This window comes from Caballeronia sp. EK (assembly GCF_014384845.1).
Classification (GTDB): Bacteria; Pseudomonadota; Gammaproteobacteria; order Burkholderiales; family Burkholderiaceae; genus Caballeronia; species Caballeronia jiangsuensis.
In genome coordinates this window covers 225,367-241,811 of the sequence record NZ_JACSUE010000007.1, presented here as the reverse complement: position 1 = coordinate 241,811, position 16,445 = coordinate 225,367, and the positions used below count along the sequence as shown (strand labels likewise).

At 63.7% G+C, this 16,445-nt stretch carries 13 protein-coding genes; 5 read left to right on the top strand and 8 right to left on the bottom strand.

From position 1 onward, the window contains the following. Window positions 1-48: 48 nt before the first annotated feature. The gene (locus IAG25_RS22550) at window positions 49-891 is read right to left on the bottom strand and encodes an EamA family transporter (protein ID WP_187606828.1); all 843 of its coding nucleotides are present in this window, start codon (window positions 889-891) and stop codon (window positions 49-51) included. 105 nt (window positions 892-996) lie between these two features. Between IAG25_RS22550 and gcvA the strand changes: the two genes are divergently transcribed. From gcvA to IAG25_RS22535, 3 genes are all read left to right on the top strand, one after another. After that, a complete protein-coding gene (gcvA, locus tag IAG25_RS22545) occupies window positions 997-1,905 on the top strand; it encodes a transcriptional regulator GcvA (RefSeq protein WP_187606827.1) in 909 nt (302 codons plus the stop codon). A 283-nt stretch (window positions 1,906-2,188) separates the two neighbouring features. Further along, on the top strand, window positions 2,189-4,621 hold the full coding sequence (locus tag IAG25_RS22540; protein ID WP_187606826.1) for a glucose/quinate/shikimate family membrane-bound PQQ-dependent dehydrogenase: 2,433 nt from the start codon (window positions 2,189-2,191) through the stop codon (window positions 4,619-4,621). Between the two features lie 157 nt (window positions 4,622-4,778). Next, window positions 4,779-5,762, top strand: a complete 984-nt coding sequence (locus tag IAG25_RS22535) for a porin (RefSeq protein WP_255503888.1) — start codon at window positions 4,779-4,781, stop codon at window positions 5,760-5,762. Between the two features lie 19 nt (window positions 5,763-5,781). Here the strand turns inward: IAG25_RS22535 and IAG25_RS22530 are convergent, their stop codons facing one another. From IAG25_RS22530 to leuC, 3 genes are read right to left on the bottom strand one after another with little or no spacing between them, the layout of a single operon-like run. Continuing rightward, the gene (locus IAG25_RS22530) at window positions 5,782-7,104 is read right to left on the bottom strand and encodes a 2-hydroxycarboxylate transporter family protein (protein ID WP_187606824.1); all 1,323 of its coding nucleotides are present in this window, start codon (window positions 7,102-7,104) and stop codon (window positions 5,782-5,784) included. 58 nt (window positions 7,105-7,162) lie between these two features. Beyond that, window positions 7,163-7,807, bottom strand: coding sequence for a 3-isopropylmalate dehydratase small subunit (gene leuD / locus IAG25_RS22525; RefSeq protein WP_187606823.1), 645 nt, complete (start codon window positions 7,805-7,807; stop codon window positions 7,163-7,165). Beyond that, window positions 7,800-9,194: a 3-isopropylmalate dehydratase large subunit gene (gene leuC / locus IAG25_RS22520; protein WP_187606822.1), complete on the bottom strand. Its 1,395-nt coding sequence runs from the start codon at window positions 9,192-9,194 to the stop codon at window positions 7,800-7,802. The genes leuD and leuC overlap by 8 nt, the downstream gene beginning before the upstream one ends. 105 nt (window positions 9,195-9,299) lie before the next feature. Between leuC and IAG25_RS22515 the strand changes: the two genes are divergently transcribed. Next, complete coding sequence (locus IAG25_RS22515; RefSeq protein ID WP_187606821.1) at window positions 9,300-10,190, top strand: LysR substrate-binding domain-containing protein; 891 nt, start codon at window positions 9,300-9,302, stop codon at window positions 10,188-10,190. Window positions 10,191-10,284: 94 nt separating this feature from the next. Next, complete coding sequence (locus IAG25_RS22510; RefSeq protein ID WP_187606820.1) at window positions 10,285-11,448, top strand: phytanoyl-CoA dioxygenase family protein; 1,164 nt, start codon at window positions 10,285-10,287, stop codon at window positions 11,446-11,448. A gap of 674 nt (window positions 11,449-12,122) precedes the next feature. On the opposite strand, the gene IAG25_RS22505 is transcribed toward IAG25_RS22510, so the two are convergent. From IAG25_RS22505 to IAG25_RS22490, 4 genes are read right to left on the bottom strand one after another with little or no spacing between them, the layout of a single operon-like run. After that, a complete protein-coding gene (locus IAG25_RS22505; RefSeq protein ID WP_187606819.1) occupies window positions 12,123-12,845 on the bottom strand; it encodes a FadR/GntR family transcriptional regulator in 723 nt (240 codons plus the stop codon). A gap of 7 nt (window positions 12,846-12,852) precedes the next feature. After that, window positions 12,853-13,875: a galactofuranose ABC transporter, permease protein YjfF gene (yjfF, locus tag IAG25_RS22500; protein ID WP_187606818.1), complete on the bottom strand. Its 1,023-nt coding sequence runs from the start codon at window positions 13,873-13,875 to the stop codon at window positions 12,853-12,855. Next, complete coding sequence (locus IAG25_RS22495) at window positions 13,872-14,930, bottom strand: ABC transporter permease (protein ID WP_187606817.1); 1,059 nt, start codon at window positions 14,928-14,930, stop codon at window positions 13,872-13,874. The genes yjfF and IAG25_RS22495 overlap by 4 nt, the downstream gene beginning before the upstream one ends. Continuing rightward, window positions 14,923-16,443 (bottom strand): sugar ABC transporter ATP-binding protein, encoded by a 1,521-nt coding sequence (locus IAG25_RS22490; protein WP_187606816.1) that lies wholly within the window; start codon window positions 16,441-16,443, stop codon window positions 14,923-14,925. The genes IAG25_RS22495 and IAG25_RS22490 overlap by 8 nt, the downstream gene beginning before the upstream one ends. Window positions 16,444-16,445 lie beyond the last annotated feature (2 nt).

Here is a 16,445-nt window from a genome sequence, read left to right as displayed (position 1 = left end):
CCGATTCGTCGATCAAAGGCAGGCTTGGGCCTTAGTTCGACGCATGCTCTATAGCCCCAGGCACACGGCGCCAGCCGCGACGACCACGCACGCGAGCCAGCGCTTCGCGCTGACCGGCTCGCGCAGGAACACGCGTCCGATGAGCGCCGCGAACACGACGCTCGTCTCGCGCAACGCGGATACCGCGCCCATCGCGCCGGACTGCATCGCCCAGATCACGATGCCATAGGCGGCTATCGACACGAGTCCGCCCGCGAGCGACGAACCCACGGCCATCGGCGCTTCCTTCACCGGCGTCCAGAGCGCCGGGAGGCCGCGCTTCGCGACGAAGATCACCGGCATCAGCCAGTAGAACATGAACATCCACGTGGTGTAGGTGAGCGCTTCGCCGTCGGAGAGACGCACGCCGATGCCGTCGATCACCGTGTAGATCGCGATGGTCACGCCCGTCGTCAGCGCGGCGAGCACGCCCGCGCGCGACACGCGGCCGCCCTGCAAAGCGAGCGCCATGATGCCGCCGGATATCAGCACGATCCCGAACGCATGCAGCGCGCCGATGCCTTCGTGCGCGAAGAGCGCCGCGCCGAGCGTGACGAGCATCGGCGAAGAACCGCGTGCGATCGGATAAGCCTGCGCGAGATCGCCACGACGATACGAGCGCACGAGGCTCACGTTATAGACGATATGCACGAGCCCCGAAGCGACGATGTACGGCCACGCGGCTTTCGGAGGCATCGGCAAATAGAAGACGACAACCGCCGACACGACCCCGATGGCGATGCTCATCCATGTCATCGAGAGGAAGCGGTCGCGGTTGCCGTGGAGCATCGCGTTCCAGCTCGCGTGGAGTACCGCTGCAAAGAGAACGACACCGCCGGTGTAGGTGAACATGCGTTTTTATGTCGGTTATGTGACGGATAGTTCATAGAATAACTATCTTGTAAGCCCCGCACAAACCATATAAATTGCGTTGTCGTGTTAGAAAAACTCTGGTGAATGAGACCGGCATTGCCTTCGCTCAACGCGTTGCGCGCCTTCGAGGCTGCGGGGCGGCTCGGCAGCTTCAAGGAAGCCGCGGCGGAACTGCATGTGACTCACGGCGCGATCAGCCAGCAAGTGCGCCTGCTCGAAGCGTGGCTCGGCGCGTCCCTGTTCGAGCGTCATAACCGGCGCGTCGTGCTGACGCCCGCGGCGCGGGCTTATCTCGCGGAAATCGGTCCGCTTTTCGATCGGCTTGCACAGGCCACGGCCCGCTATGGCTTGTCCGAGACAGTGTCGCGAACGATGACCGTGAATGCGCCCGCCACATTCACCTTGCGCTGGCTCGTGCCGAGGCTCGAACGATTCCGCGTGCTTCATCCCGATGTGGAAGTCAGGATAGAGACATCGAACGAGCCGGTGGAGAGCCTGAAGGACACGCATGACATCGTGATCCGCGGCGGCCCGGATACCTTTTACGGCTATGCGATGCGGCCGTTTCTCGAAGAAGAACGCTTTCCCGTTTGCAGTCCGGCGCTATTGCGGCGCTTGCCGCTGCGAACGCCTGAAGACATGCAGCGGCACACGTTGCTGCATACGTCGAGCCTGCCGCGCGTCTGGCCGGACTGGCTCGCGCAGGTGGATCTGCCCGCGCTGACGCCCGCGGCGGTACTGACCTTCGATCACTTCTATCTGACCTTGCAAGCCGCCGTCGATGGCATGGGCATCGCGATGGGCCCGACCGCGCTCGTCGCCGATGATCTCGCCGCAGGCCGTCTCGTCGCGCCGTTCGACGGTCCACGTTTGCCGTCGCGAAGTTACTGCACCTATGTCGCCGATGACAAGGCCGATGACGATGTGATCGTGCTGTTTCGCTCGTGGCTGGAGCGGGAGGGCGAGGCGTTCGCGAGCGAGCACGAAGTCTGAATGCAGCAAACATTTAACTATCCAGTTAGAATATAGTGGTTTACGCCAATGCCCTTGCCGGTTCTCGTGACCGCACAGGGCAGGCGATCCAGCCGCGCACTTCGGCGCACGCATTCACGCGTTGCCGATTCCTTATGTGCCGCGGCATCGGCGAATGACGAAGTGCGTCGTCCGGCGCGCTAACTTCAACGGAACGCTTTTCATCGCGCGGCGCGACATGGCCGCGGCATTCCGTTTCGCCGACCGATGCCGGATCGCATGGCAGATTCCTGGAGAAGATTCGATGTCTACGAGTGAAGCCCATCTCTCAGCCGCGCTGAGAACAGGGTGCGTACTGCTTGGCCTCGCGTTGCTGGCCACTGGTCTGTTTTTCGTCGTCGGCGGGGCGAAGCTCGCGCTGTTGCACGGCAGTCTCTATTTCGTGATCGCGGGCGCGGTCATCGTCGTTTCGGCGGTGCAGTTCATGCGGGCGAAAGCGTCGGCGGTGCTCGTGTATGCAGCGGCGTTCATCGGCACGCTCATATGGGCGCCCATCGACGCCGGTTTCGATTTCTGGCCGCTCGTGTCGCGTCTGATGCTGCCGGCCGGCTTCATGGTGCTCGCGCTGCTCGCATGGCCATCGTTGCGCAGGCATGAGACGTGCAAGCGCGCATCGAAGCGTGCATACGGGCTTGCCGGCGTCATCGCGGTGGGCATGCTCCTCGCCTTCGTGCAGATGTTCCAGCCGCATCCGACCGTCGCGTCCGAAGGAAACGAAGCGCCGCTCGTGCCCGTTGCGAAGGAACACGCGCAGAAGGACTGGAGCAACTACGGCAATACGCCCGGTGGCAGCCGCTTCGTGGCGCTCGACCAGATCACGCGCGACAACGTGAAGGATTTGCATGTCGCGTGGACGTTCCATACGGGCGATATCCCCGACAGTCCCACCGGCAACGGCGCGGAAGATCAGGAGACGCCGCTGCAGATCGGCGATCGCATCTACATGTGCACGCCGCATAACAACGTGATCGCCGTCGATGCGGACAGCGGCAAGCAAATCTGGAAGCGCGAGATCGACGCGCAGGCGCAAGTGTGGAATCGCTGTCGCGGTCTCGCCTATTTCGATGCGACCCAGCCTTTGGCACAACCTTCCGTGGCAGGCTCGACGCCCGTGACCGCTGTTTCCGTCGCGGCGGGAGCGAGTTGCCAGCGCCGCGTGCTGATGAACACGATCGACGCGCGCCTCGTCGCGATCGACGCCGATACCGGCGCGCTGTGCGAAGGCTTCGGCGATCATGGTTTCGTGAATCTGAAGGCGGGCCTCGGCGTCGCCGACGATCCGAAGTACCAGCTCACCTCAGCGCCGACGCTCGCGGGCACGACGGTCGTCGTGGGCGGGCGCGTGGCGGACAACGTCCAGACCGACATGCCGGGGGGCGTGTTGCGCGGTTTCGACGTCATCACCGGCGAGATGCGCTGGGCCTTCGATCCGGGCCGCGACGATCCCAACGCGCGCCTGCAACCGGGCCAGACCTACGCGCGCAGCACGCCGAACTCGTGGGCGCCGATGTCCTACGATCCCGCGATGAACACCGTGTTCATTCCGATGGGCAGCTCATCGGTGGATTTGTGGGGCGGCAATCGTACGCCGCTGGATCATCGCTACGCGACCTCGATCCTCGCGCTCGATGCGACCACCGGCAAGCAGAAGTGGGTGTACCAGACGGTCCACAACGATCTGTGGGACTTCGACGTGCCGATGCAGCCGAGTCTCATCGACTTTCCGGAGCAGGACGGATCGACGAAACCCGCCGTCGTGTTCGGCACCAAGTCCGGCCAGATCTTCGTGCTCGATCGCATGACGGGTACACCGCTCACGCGTGTCGAAGAACGCAGGGTGAAGACGGGCACGATCCCCAACGAGCAATACTCGGCCACGCAGCCGTTCTCGGTCGGCATGCCGACGATCGGCGCGGACACGCTGAAGGAATCGGACATGTGGGGCGCCACGCCGTTCGATCAACTGGTGTGCCGGATCAGCTTCAAATCGATGCGCTACGACGGCCTCTTCACCGCGCCCGACAAAGACGTTTCGCTGAGCTTTCCCGGCTCGCTCGGCGGCATGAACTGGGGCAGCCTGTCGACCGATCCGAACCATCACGTCGTCTTCGTGAACGACATGCGTCTCGGCCTCTGGGTGCAGATGGTGCCGCAAAAGACCGACAGCGCGCCCGCGAGCAACGGCGGCGAAGCGGTGAACACGGGCATGGGCGCGGTGCCGCTGAAGGGCACGCCTTATGCTGTGAACAAGAACCGCTTCATGTCGCCGCTCGGCATTCCGTGCCAGAAGCCGCCGTTCGGCACCTTGTCGGCCGTCGATCTGAAGACGCGGAAATTGTTGTGGCAAGTGCCCGTCGGCACGGTGCAGGACACGGGACCGTTCGGCATCAAGATGCGCATGAAGATGCCCATCGGCATGCCGACGCTCGGCGGCACGCTTGCGACGCAAGGCGGACTCGTGTTCATCGCGGGTACGCAAGACTACTATCTGCGCGCGTTCGACAGCGCGACGGGCAAGGAAGTGTGGAAGGCGCGCCTGCCGGTCGGAAGCCAGGGCGGACCGATGAGCTACGTATCGCCGAAGACCGGCAAACAGTACGTGCTGATCTCGGCGGGCGGCGCGAGGCAATCGCCCGATCGCGGCGATTACGTCATCGCGTATGCATTGAATCGCTGATCGTCCGCCCGGGCGATTATCATGGCGGGCGGCGGCGCTGGCGTGCTTGCCGCCGCTTCGTCCGGCCAACCCTTTTACCTGATCGTGTCGGCTCGTTATTTGGGCCGAAGATTTCATGCGTCCGACAAAGACTTTCATTCGCTTGCTCGCTGTGTCGATGTCATGCGGCATCGTTGTATCGACGGCTCACGCGCAGAGCGCCGTGACACTGTACGGAACAATCGACACCAGCATCGAAGTGACGAACCCCGGCTCGTCGTGGACGCCGCGCATGGATTCGGGCGCGTATCGCGGCTCGCGCTTCGGCTTGCGCGGCTACGAGCAATTGAGCGCCGACACGCGCCTCATCTTCGATCTCGAAAGCGGCTTCAGTTCGGCGGACGGCACCTTCGCGACCGCCAACACGATCTTCAACCGGCAGGCCTGGATCGGCCTCGGCGTGCCGTGGGGCGAGTTGCGCATGGGCCGCCAGTACTCGCCGATCTATATCCCGTTCAAGGGCGGTCTCGATGCTTTCGGCGCGGGCACGATCGCGTCGGGCCTCAACAATCTGTCGAAGATCACGCCTTATACGGATAACGGCATTGCGTATCTGTCGCCCGATTTTCACGGCTTCACGACGACGCTCATGGTCGCCTTGCGCGATAGCGGCGATGGCAACGGGCTATCCGGCAACTACGAGACATTCGCGTATCACAACGGGCCGTTTCGCATTTCCTACGCGCATCAGGATACGCAGGGTGACACCGGTTTGCGTGCGAATCTCGGCGGCGTGTCGTATCGCATCGGCAAGACGACGGCCTTTCTTTCGTACTTCAACGGCGATGGCGGATCGCCGCGTTATCACAGCGACGGTCTTTCGCTATCGATGCGCTATGCAGTGACGCCGCGCCTGCGCGCGTCGCTCGGCTATGCGTATGCGCGCGATCGCTCGGGCGGCGACAACGACGCGGACCAGTTCAGCGTCGCGTGCGAATACGATCTTTCACCGAAGGTGCTGCTCTACGCGAGCGGCGCGATGCTGCGCAATCATGGTGACGCGACATTCACGCTGCGCGGCGTGAACGTCGTCGGTATTCCGGCGGCTTATCCCGGTGCGCCGGTGCGCGGCGTGCAGGTTGGCATGATCGAGCGGTTCTGACGCGAAGAGCGCAGGCGAATCAGCCGAACCATTTCATCATCAGCGTGGCGAACACGACCATGCCCGCGCCGCCGATGCGCGTCGAGATTTGCGCGAAGGGCATGAGGCCCATGCGGTTCGACGAGGAAAGAATCGCGACATCGCCGGTGCCGCCGAGGCCGGTGTGGCACGCGGTGATGATCGCCGCTTCGACCGGATACATCTTCAGCCACGCACCGACGAAAAAGCCCGACACGATCATCGCCGCGACCGTCGATGCGCAGATCACGAAATACGCGGGCGAGAATGCGCCGACGAGCTTGTCCCACGACACGAACAGCGTGCCCAGTCCGACGAGAATCGCGAAGGTGAGATTCGTCGACATGAACTTGTAGATCTGATATGCGCCGATTTCCATGCGCTCGGGAATCGCGCGCGCGACCTTCAGCACCGCCGCCGCGACGATCATCAGCACAGGACCGGGGATGCCTGTGACCGGCGCGAGCAACATGCCGAGAATGAAGAGCGTGCAGCCGAGCAGCAGACCGAAGCCCATCAGCCGCAGGTCGAGCGCGGCCTCGGCCTTTTGCTCCTTGAGGAGCGCCTGATCGTCGCCGCTCTTCACGAGCATGCCGTCGCCGCTATACGCGCGATGCTTCTCGCCGAAGCGCTTGAGCAAGCCGCTCGCAAGAATCGCGACCACGTTGCCGATGAGCGCGGCCGGCACCATCATCGCAATGAGATGACCTTGCGCCGCGCCGGTGATCTCCGCATAGCCGATCGACAGCGGCAGAATGCCTTCGCCGATGCCGCCGCCGAGAATCGGCATGACGATATAGAAGAACGTGTGCTTCGGGTCATGGCCGAACATGAGGCCGACGAGCACGCCCGCCGCGATCGCCGTCACGGTGCCGACAAGCAGCGGCACGAACATCTTCAGAAAGCCTTGAATCAGGATCTTGCGATTCATCCCGAGGATGCTGCCCGCGACGAGACACGCGATATACAGATATTGCAGGTTCGCGGTCTTCATCGTCGTGGTGATGGCCTTGAGCGCGGCGTCGTCCATCAGCTTGTAGCCGAGCAGCGCCGATGGCACGAAGAGGCAGAGAATCGCGGGTCCGCCGATATGCCTGAACACCGGAATGCGGCTGCCGATTTCGCCGAGCAGCAGGCCCGAGAGCATCAGCACGGCGAAGCCGCCGATCATGTCGTTCGGCAACTTGCCGGTGGCGGCGGCGAGAATCGTCACCAGTGCGAGCGCGGCGAACATCGCGATCGGCATGCCGCCGATGGTCAACATCGAGAAGCGGGCGCGCAGTCCGAGCGGCGCCGCGCCCGTGCGCAACGAAGGGCTTTCCATAACTTGTCTCCTGATGGGGGATGGTGCGGCGCTGGACGCTCGTGCGTCTCTTCTTGCGTTACGCCGCCTGAGTCTTGCGTTGCTTCGGCAGATCGATCTTCATCCACGGATGCGCGGCTTCATGCTTCGCTTCGAACGCGCGGATCGCTTCGCTGTCGGCGAGCGTCATGCGAATCATGTCGAGGCCTTCGATGAACATGCGCTTCTGGCGCGGCGGCAGATCGAATGCATAGTGAGTGCCATCACTCGTGCTCACGCGTTGATGCTCGACGTCGATGGTCAGGCGGTTCGTTGCCGGATCGCTCACGAGCGCGGTCAAGGTCGCAACGATGGCTTCATCGAGCGTGATCAGCAGCAGCCGGTTGTTCTGCGCGTTGAAGTAGAAGATCTCGCCGAAGCTCGGCGCGATGACCACATCGATGCCCGCTTGTTGCAGGCCCCATACGGCGTGCTCGCGGCTCGATCCGCAACCGAAGTTCGCGCCCGTGACGAGAATGCGCGCGCCCGCGTATTCGGGCTTGTTCAACGCGAAGTGTTCGCGCGCGTTGCCCGACGCGTCGAAGCGCAAGTCGTACAGCACGCCCCGCGCGAGACCGGACTTGTCGATGCCGAACAGGAACTGCTTCGGCATGATCTGGTCGGTATCGAGATTGTTCAGGGGAAGCGGCGCGGCGATGCCCGCCAGTGTTGCGTGCTCAGACATGCTCGAACTCCTTTCGTACATCGACGATGCGGCCCGCGAGCGCGGCAGCGGCCGCCATCGCCGGGCTCATCAGATGGGTGCGTGCGCCGCGTCCCTGGCGGCCCTCGAAATTGCGGTTGGTCGTGGAGGCGCAGCGCTGGCCGGGTTGCAGGATGTCGTCGTTCATCGCGAGGCACATCGAGCAGCCGGGCTGACGCCATTCGAAACCCGCTTCGATCAGCGCGCTCGCGATGCCTTCGCGTTCCGCCTGCTCGCGGACCATGCCGGAGCCGGGCACGACCATCGCACGCACGGAAGGCGCGACCTTGCGGCCGCGCACGACATCGGCGACGGCGCGCAGGTCTTCGATGCGCGCGTTCGTGCACGAGCCGATGAACACGTGATCGATCGCGAGCCCGTCGAGCGCCTGCTCCGCATCCAGCCCCATGTAGTCCAGCGCCTTCGATGCATTGCGTTTCGCGACCGGTTCATCGGCAAGGCGGGGAATGCGCGCGTCGATCGCAATCGCCTGATCCGGACTCGTGCCCCAGGTGACGAAGGGCGCAACGTCGCGTGCGTCGAAGCGATGCGTGATGTCGAACGATGCATCGGCATCCGAATGGATCTGCTTCCATTGCGCGACGAAGGCATCGTCGCCGATGCGCTCGGCCACGTAACGGATCGTCGTCTCGTCGGGCGCGATCAGCGCGCCGCGCGCGCCCGCTTCCACGGTCATGTTGCACAAGGTCATGCGCGCTTCGGCGGAAAGCGCGTCGATTGCGCTGCCCGCATATTCGACGACAAAGCCGCGCGCGCCCTGCGCTCCGATCTTCGAGATGATGTAGAGCACGAGATCCTTCGATGTCGTGCCATGCGCCAGCGCGCCATCCACGACGATGCGCATGTCCTTCGCCACGCGATAGACGAGCGTTTGCGTCGCGAGCACATGTTCCACCTCCGACGTGCCGATGCCGAAGCCCAGCGCACCGAGCGCGCCATACGTGGTCGTGTGGCTGTCGCCGCACAGCACGACCATGCCCGGACGAATCAGCCCGATTTCCGGCGCGACCACATGCTCGATGCCTTGCGCGCGGTCCCGCACGTCGAAGAGATGAATGCCGTGCCGCGCGCAGTTGCGCGTGAAGTTCGCGGCCTGATGCGCGGCCGCGTCGATCATGATCGTGCGCTTGTCGACGGCCACGGGATGCGTCGGAATCACGTGATCGACGACGCCCATCTGCTTCTCCGGGCAACGCACCGGCAGGTTTTTCTCCGCGAGCCCCGCGAATGCCTGCGGGCTCGTGTACTCGTTCATGATGTGCAGGTCGGCGTAAAGCGCGACGTGCTCGTCATCGACGCGAAAAACCGTATGGCTCTCCACGATCTTCCGGTAAAGCGTCTGTCCCATGCTGTCTCCCTCGATGCCCCTCGGATAAGTCGAAGCCAGTGTAATTCGATACTGGAGGCCGTAAAATGCAGACTCATTTAACCCATTATTAAGATGGATTTATAAATGAACTCGATCGCGGACCTGGAGTTTTTCGCGCGGCTCGTCACGCAGGGCAGCTTGTCGGCGCTTGCGCGCGAGCTCGGCGTGACGCCGCCCGCGGTGAGCGCGCGTCTGAGTCAGCTCGAACGGCGTCTCGGCGTGAAGCTCCTGAATCGCACGACGCGGCGGCTCGCGTTGACACAGGAAGGCGAGCTTTATCTGGGCACCGGCTCGCGCCTGCTCGAACAGGTGCAGGAACTCGAACGCATGGTGTCGAGCAGCCGCGATCTGCCGCGCGGATTGCTGAAGGTGAACGCGACGTTCGGCTTCGGGCGGCGGCACATCGCGCCGGCGCTGTCGGGGTTTCGCCGGGAATATCCGGAAGTCGACGTGCAGCTCGATCTCACCGATCGTCCGATGAATCTCGCCGAGTTCGCGTTCGATGTCGGCATACGCTTCGGCGAGTTGCCGGACATGCGCGTCGTCGGCAGGAAGATCGCGGCGAACCGGCGTTTCGTGTGCGCATCGCCGGCGTATCTGAAGGTGCACGGCACGCCGAAAGAGCCTGATGATCTGCGCGGTCATCGGTGCATCGTGCTGCGTGAGAACGACACCGCGTATGGCACGTGGCATTTCACGAAGGGCAAGCGACACGAGACGGTGAAGGTGCAGGGCGCGATGAGCAGCAACGACGGCGAAGCGACCCTGCGCTGGGCGCTCGATGACCACGGCGTGCTGGTGCGCTCCGAATGGGACGCGCAGCCTTATCTCGATTCGGGGGCGCTTAAGCAAGTGCTCGTCGACTGGTCGATGCCGCCCGCCGATATCTACGCGATCTATCCGGAGCGGCTGAATCTGTCGGCGAAGGTGAGGGTGTTCATCGACTTTCTGGAGCGCTATCTGAAGCGGGCGTAACGCTTGTTCAAACGGAATCTGATGGTTTTTTGATGTTTTATTGATGGTTCACGTTTCGCCGCACCGGCTATGCTTAGGGAAAACGGAGCGAGACATGAACGAGACGAACTGGTACACGGAAAGCGGCTGTTCGCTCGACGAGTTTGCGAGCCTGCTGGAGCGTGATACCGCGCGGAAGCCGGCGTTCGCGTCGGATATCCAGCGGCAGATTCCGCTTTACGACTGCGGCGCGCTCGCGGGCGTATTGCGCGACCCATCGCAGGTGATGGCGTTGCAGGCGGAATGGGCGACAGTGCTGCGCGACGGCGCGGGCGTCTTCGTGCTGAAGCATGCGTATGCGGACACCGGCCCGGTCGACGAAGCCACCGCGATTTTCGAATCCATCATCCGCGAGGAGCGTGCACAAGGCGTGAGCGCGGGCGATCACTTCGCGAAGGCGGGTGCGAACGATCGCATCTGGAATGCTCAGGAAAAGCTCTGTCTCCAGGCGCCCGGTGTGTTCGCGCGTTACTTCGCGAATCCGTTTATCGAGTGTGCGGCGCAAGCGTGGCTCGGTCCGGGTTTCCAGATGACATCGCAGGTCAATGTCGTGCGTCCGGGCGGCGACGCGCAGCAGGCGCATCGCGACTATCACCTTGTCTTCCAGACGGCCGATGAAGTGCGGCGCTATCCGGCGCATGTTCACGCGATGTCGCCGTTTCTCACGCTGCAAGGCGCGGTCGCGCATAGCGACATGCCTGTGGAGAGCGGTCCGACGAAACTGCTGCCGTTCTCGCAACGGTACGCCCGAGGTTATGTCGCGTGGCGTCGCGCGGACTTTCGCGAGTACTTCGAAGCACGCTACGTTCAATTGCCGCTCGGAAAGGGCGACGCGCTTTTTTTCAGCCCTGCGCTGTTTCATGCTGCGGGCGCGAATCGCACGCACGACGTGCAGCGCATGGCGAACCTGTTGCAGGTTTCATCGGCGTATGGCCGCGCGATGGAATCGCTCGATCGCGCGCGCATGTGCGAAGCGGTTTTTCCGGTGCTGCTCGAGTGCAAGTCGACGGGACGAATGAGCGATGCGGAACTGGATGCGGTTATCGCGTCATGCGCGGAAGGTTATGCGTTTCCGACGAATCTGGATCGCGATCCACCGATTGGGGGGCTTGCGCCGAAGAGTCAGCAGGCGCTGCTTCGCCAGGCAATCGATGAGGTTTGGTCTGTCGATGCGCTCGGCGAGGCGCTGGAGGGGAACGCTTGGCGACGGTGCACGTAGGGTGGAATTTGTTGACGCGGTTTTCGCTTTTCGTTTTTCGCCGGATCCCGTATTCGTGTTGGTTTATTAGCACTGCCCCTGTGCGGGGCGGCAGTCACTTTCTTTGCTGCTGCAAAGAAAGTAACCAAAGAAAGCAGCTTGTTTAAGCCCGCGGTCACACGTAGTTTGGCCATGCTTGCCAGCCCGCGATGGCACTCGCCTAAGTGTCGCCCTCGAAGGACTAACCGGGCTTGGATCGCGCACGGTCTGCCGCCCGAGAGGTTTCAGCGCGCTGGTTCAGCACGAAAGAGCTTCGGCACAGCGCTACGCGCTGCCGTTGGGTATGCAAGGGAAACCGTCGAGAAGAAGCGCGCGCGCACCCGATTGACCCATCGGCCGCGAAGCGGGCTGGAGCTATTTGGTGCTGAACCAGTGCGCTCAAGGTTATGGCTCGTCAGACCGTGCGCGGTCCAAGCCCCGCGAGACCTACGAGGGCACTCGCTACTGCCGGGCCATTCAGCCAATCGCCTGTGCCGCGGCCGGTGTGAAGTGCTTAGGCTGGGGAAAGCTGTTTCTTTGGTTACTTTCTTTGCAGCAGCAAAGAAAGTGACTGCCGCCCCGCATAGGGGCAGTGCTAATAAACCAACACGAATACGGGATCCGGCGAAAACCCCCCAAAAACCTACGCAAAAACACTATTCCTGATAAACCGCCGACAACACACTTTGCGCATCGGCCAGTGCATTGTCGAGTTGCACGAGACTCGCATGCCGCGCCCCGAGCGGATCACGATTCGCAATCGCGGTGAGAATCGCCTTGTGCCGAGGCAAAGACAGCGCATGCGTATCCGGATGACGGCTCGTCAGCTTGATCGACTCCGACAGCGCCAGCGTCAGCATATGTCCGATGTACATCAGCATATCGTTGTGCGTCGCGGTCATGATCGCGCGATGAAACTCGAGATCGGGCGCGAGCAACGCCTCGGGCGTGTCCGCGTGCGACATGCGCTCGAACGCATCACGGATGAGCGCGACATCCTCCTCCGTCGCGTTCGACGCGGCGAGCGCTGCGGCCGCAGGCTCGACGATCCTGCGCACCACGAGCAGCGACTGAAAGAACTCGCCTTCGTGCACGCTGTTGATCGTCCAGAAAAGCACATCGGGATCGAGCGTGTGCCATTCATCGCGCGGACGTACGACACTGCCCAGACGCGGCTTCGACAGCACGAGGCCTTTCGCGACCAGCACGCGCGTCGCTTCGCGCAGCACGGGCCGGCTCACGCCATACGCTTCGCACAGCTTCGCCTCGGCGGGCAGCCGGTCGCCCGGCTTGAGCTTGCCGCTCACGATCTCGATGCCGAGCTCCTGCACGATGCGCGCGTGCATGCTCTTGCGGGGCTGTGGATGGCGATAGTCCATATCGTCGTCAGCGCTTCGCCGCGCCGCGCTCACCGAACGCCCGCTGCGACAGACAGAACACGAGCAGCAGCGCGCCGACCGCGATCTTCGTCCACCACGAACTGAGCGAGCCGTCGAAGGAAATAAGCGTCTGGATGATGCCGAGCAACAGCACGCCGAACAGCGTGCCGATCACATAGCCGACACCGCCCGTCAGCAGCGTCCCGCCGATGACGACCGAAGCGATCGCGTCGAGTTCGAGGCCCATCGCATGCAGGCCGTAACCCGAGAGCATGTAGAACGTGAACAGCACGCCGCCGAGCGCCGAGCAGAAGCCCGACAACGCGTAGGCGCCGATGGTCGCCGCATTCACCGGCAAGCCCATCAGCAGCGCGGAATGCGGATTGCCGCCGACCGCGTAGATGGTGCGTCCGAACGGCGTGTAATGCGCGACGAACACCGCGGCAGCGAGCACGACGAGTGCGATCACCGCGCCGAGCGATAGCGACGCGCCGCTCATCACGGGAATGCGAAGCTGCGAGACGGCTGCATACCACGGGTCCGTGATGCTGATCGAATCGATGCTGATGAGATAGCACAGCCCGCGCGCGAGGAACATTCCCGCGAGCGTGACGATGAACGGCTGCAGCCGGAAACGCGCGATCAGCCAGCCCATCAGCGTGCCGAAGGCGGTGCCCATCGCGAGCACGAGCGGGATCACCACGAGCGGATGCCAGCCCGCCTTTTCGACGAGCGCGGCGGAGACCATCGTCGTGAGCGCGATCACCGATCCCACCGACAGATCGATGCCGCCCGACAGAATCACGAAGGTCTCGCCCACCGCGACGACGATCAGAAACGCATTGTCGATCAGCAGATTGAGAAAGACCTGCGGCGAGAAGAAGCCGGTGTACATCACCGAGCCGAGCACCGAAACGGCGACGAACAGCGATATCGTCGCGGCGAGCGGAAGGTAGCGGCTGCGCGATGTCTTGCGCGGCGGCGTTTCGCCCTTGCGATGCTGCGTGAGCGTGGGCAGGCCCGAATTCATCGGCGCACCTCGCGGTCGGAAAGAGCGGGGCGGCGCGCGAACTTCGCGACCGTCGCGCGGAATTCGCCCGATTGCAGCATCATCACCACGAACACCACGATCGCCTTCACGACGAGATTCACCTCCGGCGGCACGCCGAGCGAATAGATCAGATACGTGAGCGTCTGGATGATGAGCGCGCCGATCACGCTGCCCGCAAGCGTGAAGCGCCCGCCGGTCAGCGCGGTGCCGCCGAGCGTGACGGCGAGGATCGCGTCGAGTTCGAGCAGCAGGCCCGCGTTGTTGCCGTCGGCGCTCTTTACGTTCGAGCTGATCAGTATGCCCGCGACGCCCGCACACAATCCGCTGAACGCATACGCGCCGAGCGTGAGCCTGCGCGCCTGCACGCCCGCGACGCGCGCGGCGGTCGGATTGATGCCGATCGCCTGCAGGAACAGCCCGAGCGCCGTGCGTGTGATCGCGAGATAGAGCAGCACGAACACGAGCGCGACGATCAGGATCGACACCGGCACGCCGAGCAGATAACCGCCGCCGAAGAAGAAGTAGGGCGAGTAGTAGATCGTGATGATCTGGCCGCTCGTGATGAGCTGCGCGATGCCGCGTCCCGCGACCATGAGAATGAGCGTCGCGATGATCGGCTGCATGCCCGCGCGCGCGACGAGCACGCCGTTCCACAGCCCGCACAGCAACGCGACGCCGAGCGCGAGCACGATCACGACGGGCAGCGGAAAACGCGTGACGGTGCCCGCGACCGACCCGCCGATCGCCCATGCGGCGACCGCGCCCGCGATGGCGACGACCGCGCCCACGGAGATATCGATGCCGCGCGTCGCGATCACGATGGTCATGCCGAGCGCGACGACCGCGAGCGGCGCGCCGCGATTGAGAATATCGACGAGGCTGCCGTAAAGATGATGATCGCGCCATTCGACATGCAGGAAGCCCGGATTGAACGCCGCGTTCAACGCGAGCAACAGCGCGAGCGTGACGATCGGCCAGCCGAGCCGATGCTCCATCGCCGAGCGAAGCATTCCACGCCGCACGGTGTCATCCATGTTCGGCTCCGATCATTTCGCAGACGGTGTCCTCGCTCGTTCCCGCCGGAAGCTCGCCGACCTTGCGACGGTCGCGCAACACGACGATGCGGTTCGCGATGCGCACGATCTCCGAGATCTCCGACGAGATGAAGAGCACCGCCATGCCCGTCGATGCGAGGCGCATTATCTCGTCCATGATTTCCTGCTTCGCCGCGACATCGATGCCGCGCGTGGGTTCGTCGAGAATCAGCAGGCGCGGCTCGGTCGCGAGCCATCGGGCGATGAGCGCCTTTTGCTGATTGCCGCCGGAGAGCAGGCCGATCGGCATGTCGAGCGTCGCGGCCTTGATGCCGAGCGCGCGCACGAAGCGTTCGGCGAGCGCGTTCTGTTCGGCGCGCGTGAGGCAGCGTCGCGCGCCCATGCGCGCCTGCAACGCGAGCGCGATGTTCTCGCGCAACGACAGCTCCGCGACGATGCCATCCGCCTTGCGCTCCTCCGGACAGAACGCGATGCCGTGACGGATCGCCTGCGCGGGCGTCGCGAACGACACCGGTACGCCATCGATGCGCAGTTCGCCTTCGTCGGGCTTCTCCAAACCGAAGAGCAGCTTCGCAAGCTCGGTGCGTCCGGACCCGAGCAGCCCCGCGACGCCGACCACCTCGCCCGCGCGCACGCGCAGATCGAGCGGTTGCAATTGCCCTTTCTGGCCGAGCCGGATGGCGTCGAGCACGGCGTTATCCGCGACGCCTGCCTCGGACTCTTCAGGCGGCGCCTGACGCGCCTGCGCGGCGGCGAGCTCGCGCCCGAGCATCGCCGCGATGAGCGCCTGCGTGCCCAGCTCATTCGCGCGCCATTCACCGACGCGCCGGCTGTTGCGCAGCACCGTGATGCGATCGGAGATCGCGTAGACCTGATTCAGAAAGTGCGTGACGAACAGAATGGCGAGACCCTGTTCGCGCAGCCGGCGCAGTACGTCGAATAGGCGGCGCACTTCGTCGTCGTCGAGACTGGAGGTCGGCTCGTCGAGGATCAGCACTTTCGACGACAGCTTCAGCGCGCGCGCAATGGCGACCATCTGCTGCACGGCGACCGAATAACTCGTCAGCACGCGCGTCACGTCGATATCGAGCCCGATGCGCGCGAGCAACTCACGCGCCTGCCGGTTCGTCGCGTCCCAGTCGATGCGATAGCCGGCAAGCGCGCCGCGTCGCGGAAAATAGCCCGCGAAGATGTTCTCCGCCACCGAGAGATTCGGGCAGAGATTCACTTCCTGATAGACCGTGCTGATGCCGAGCTTCTGCGCGTCGAGCGGCGATTCCGGGCGAATCGCGCGGCCGTCGAGCAGGATTTCGCCGGCGTCGAGACTCACGACGCCGGTGAGCACCTTGATGAGCGTCGACTTGCCCGCGCCGTTCTGTCCCATCAGCGCGTGAACCTCGCCCGGATGAAGGACGAGGTTCACATCCTGCAACGCATGCACGCCGGCGAAGCGCTTGTCGATGCCTCGCAACTCCAGTACGGGTGATGTCATCG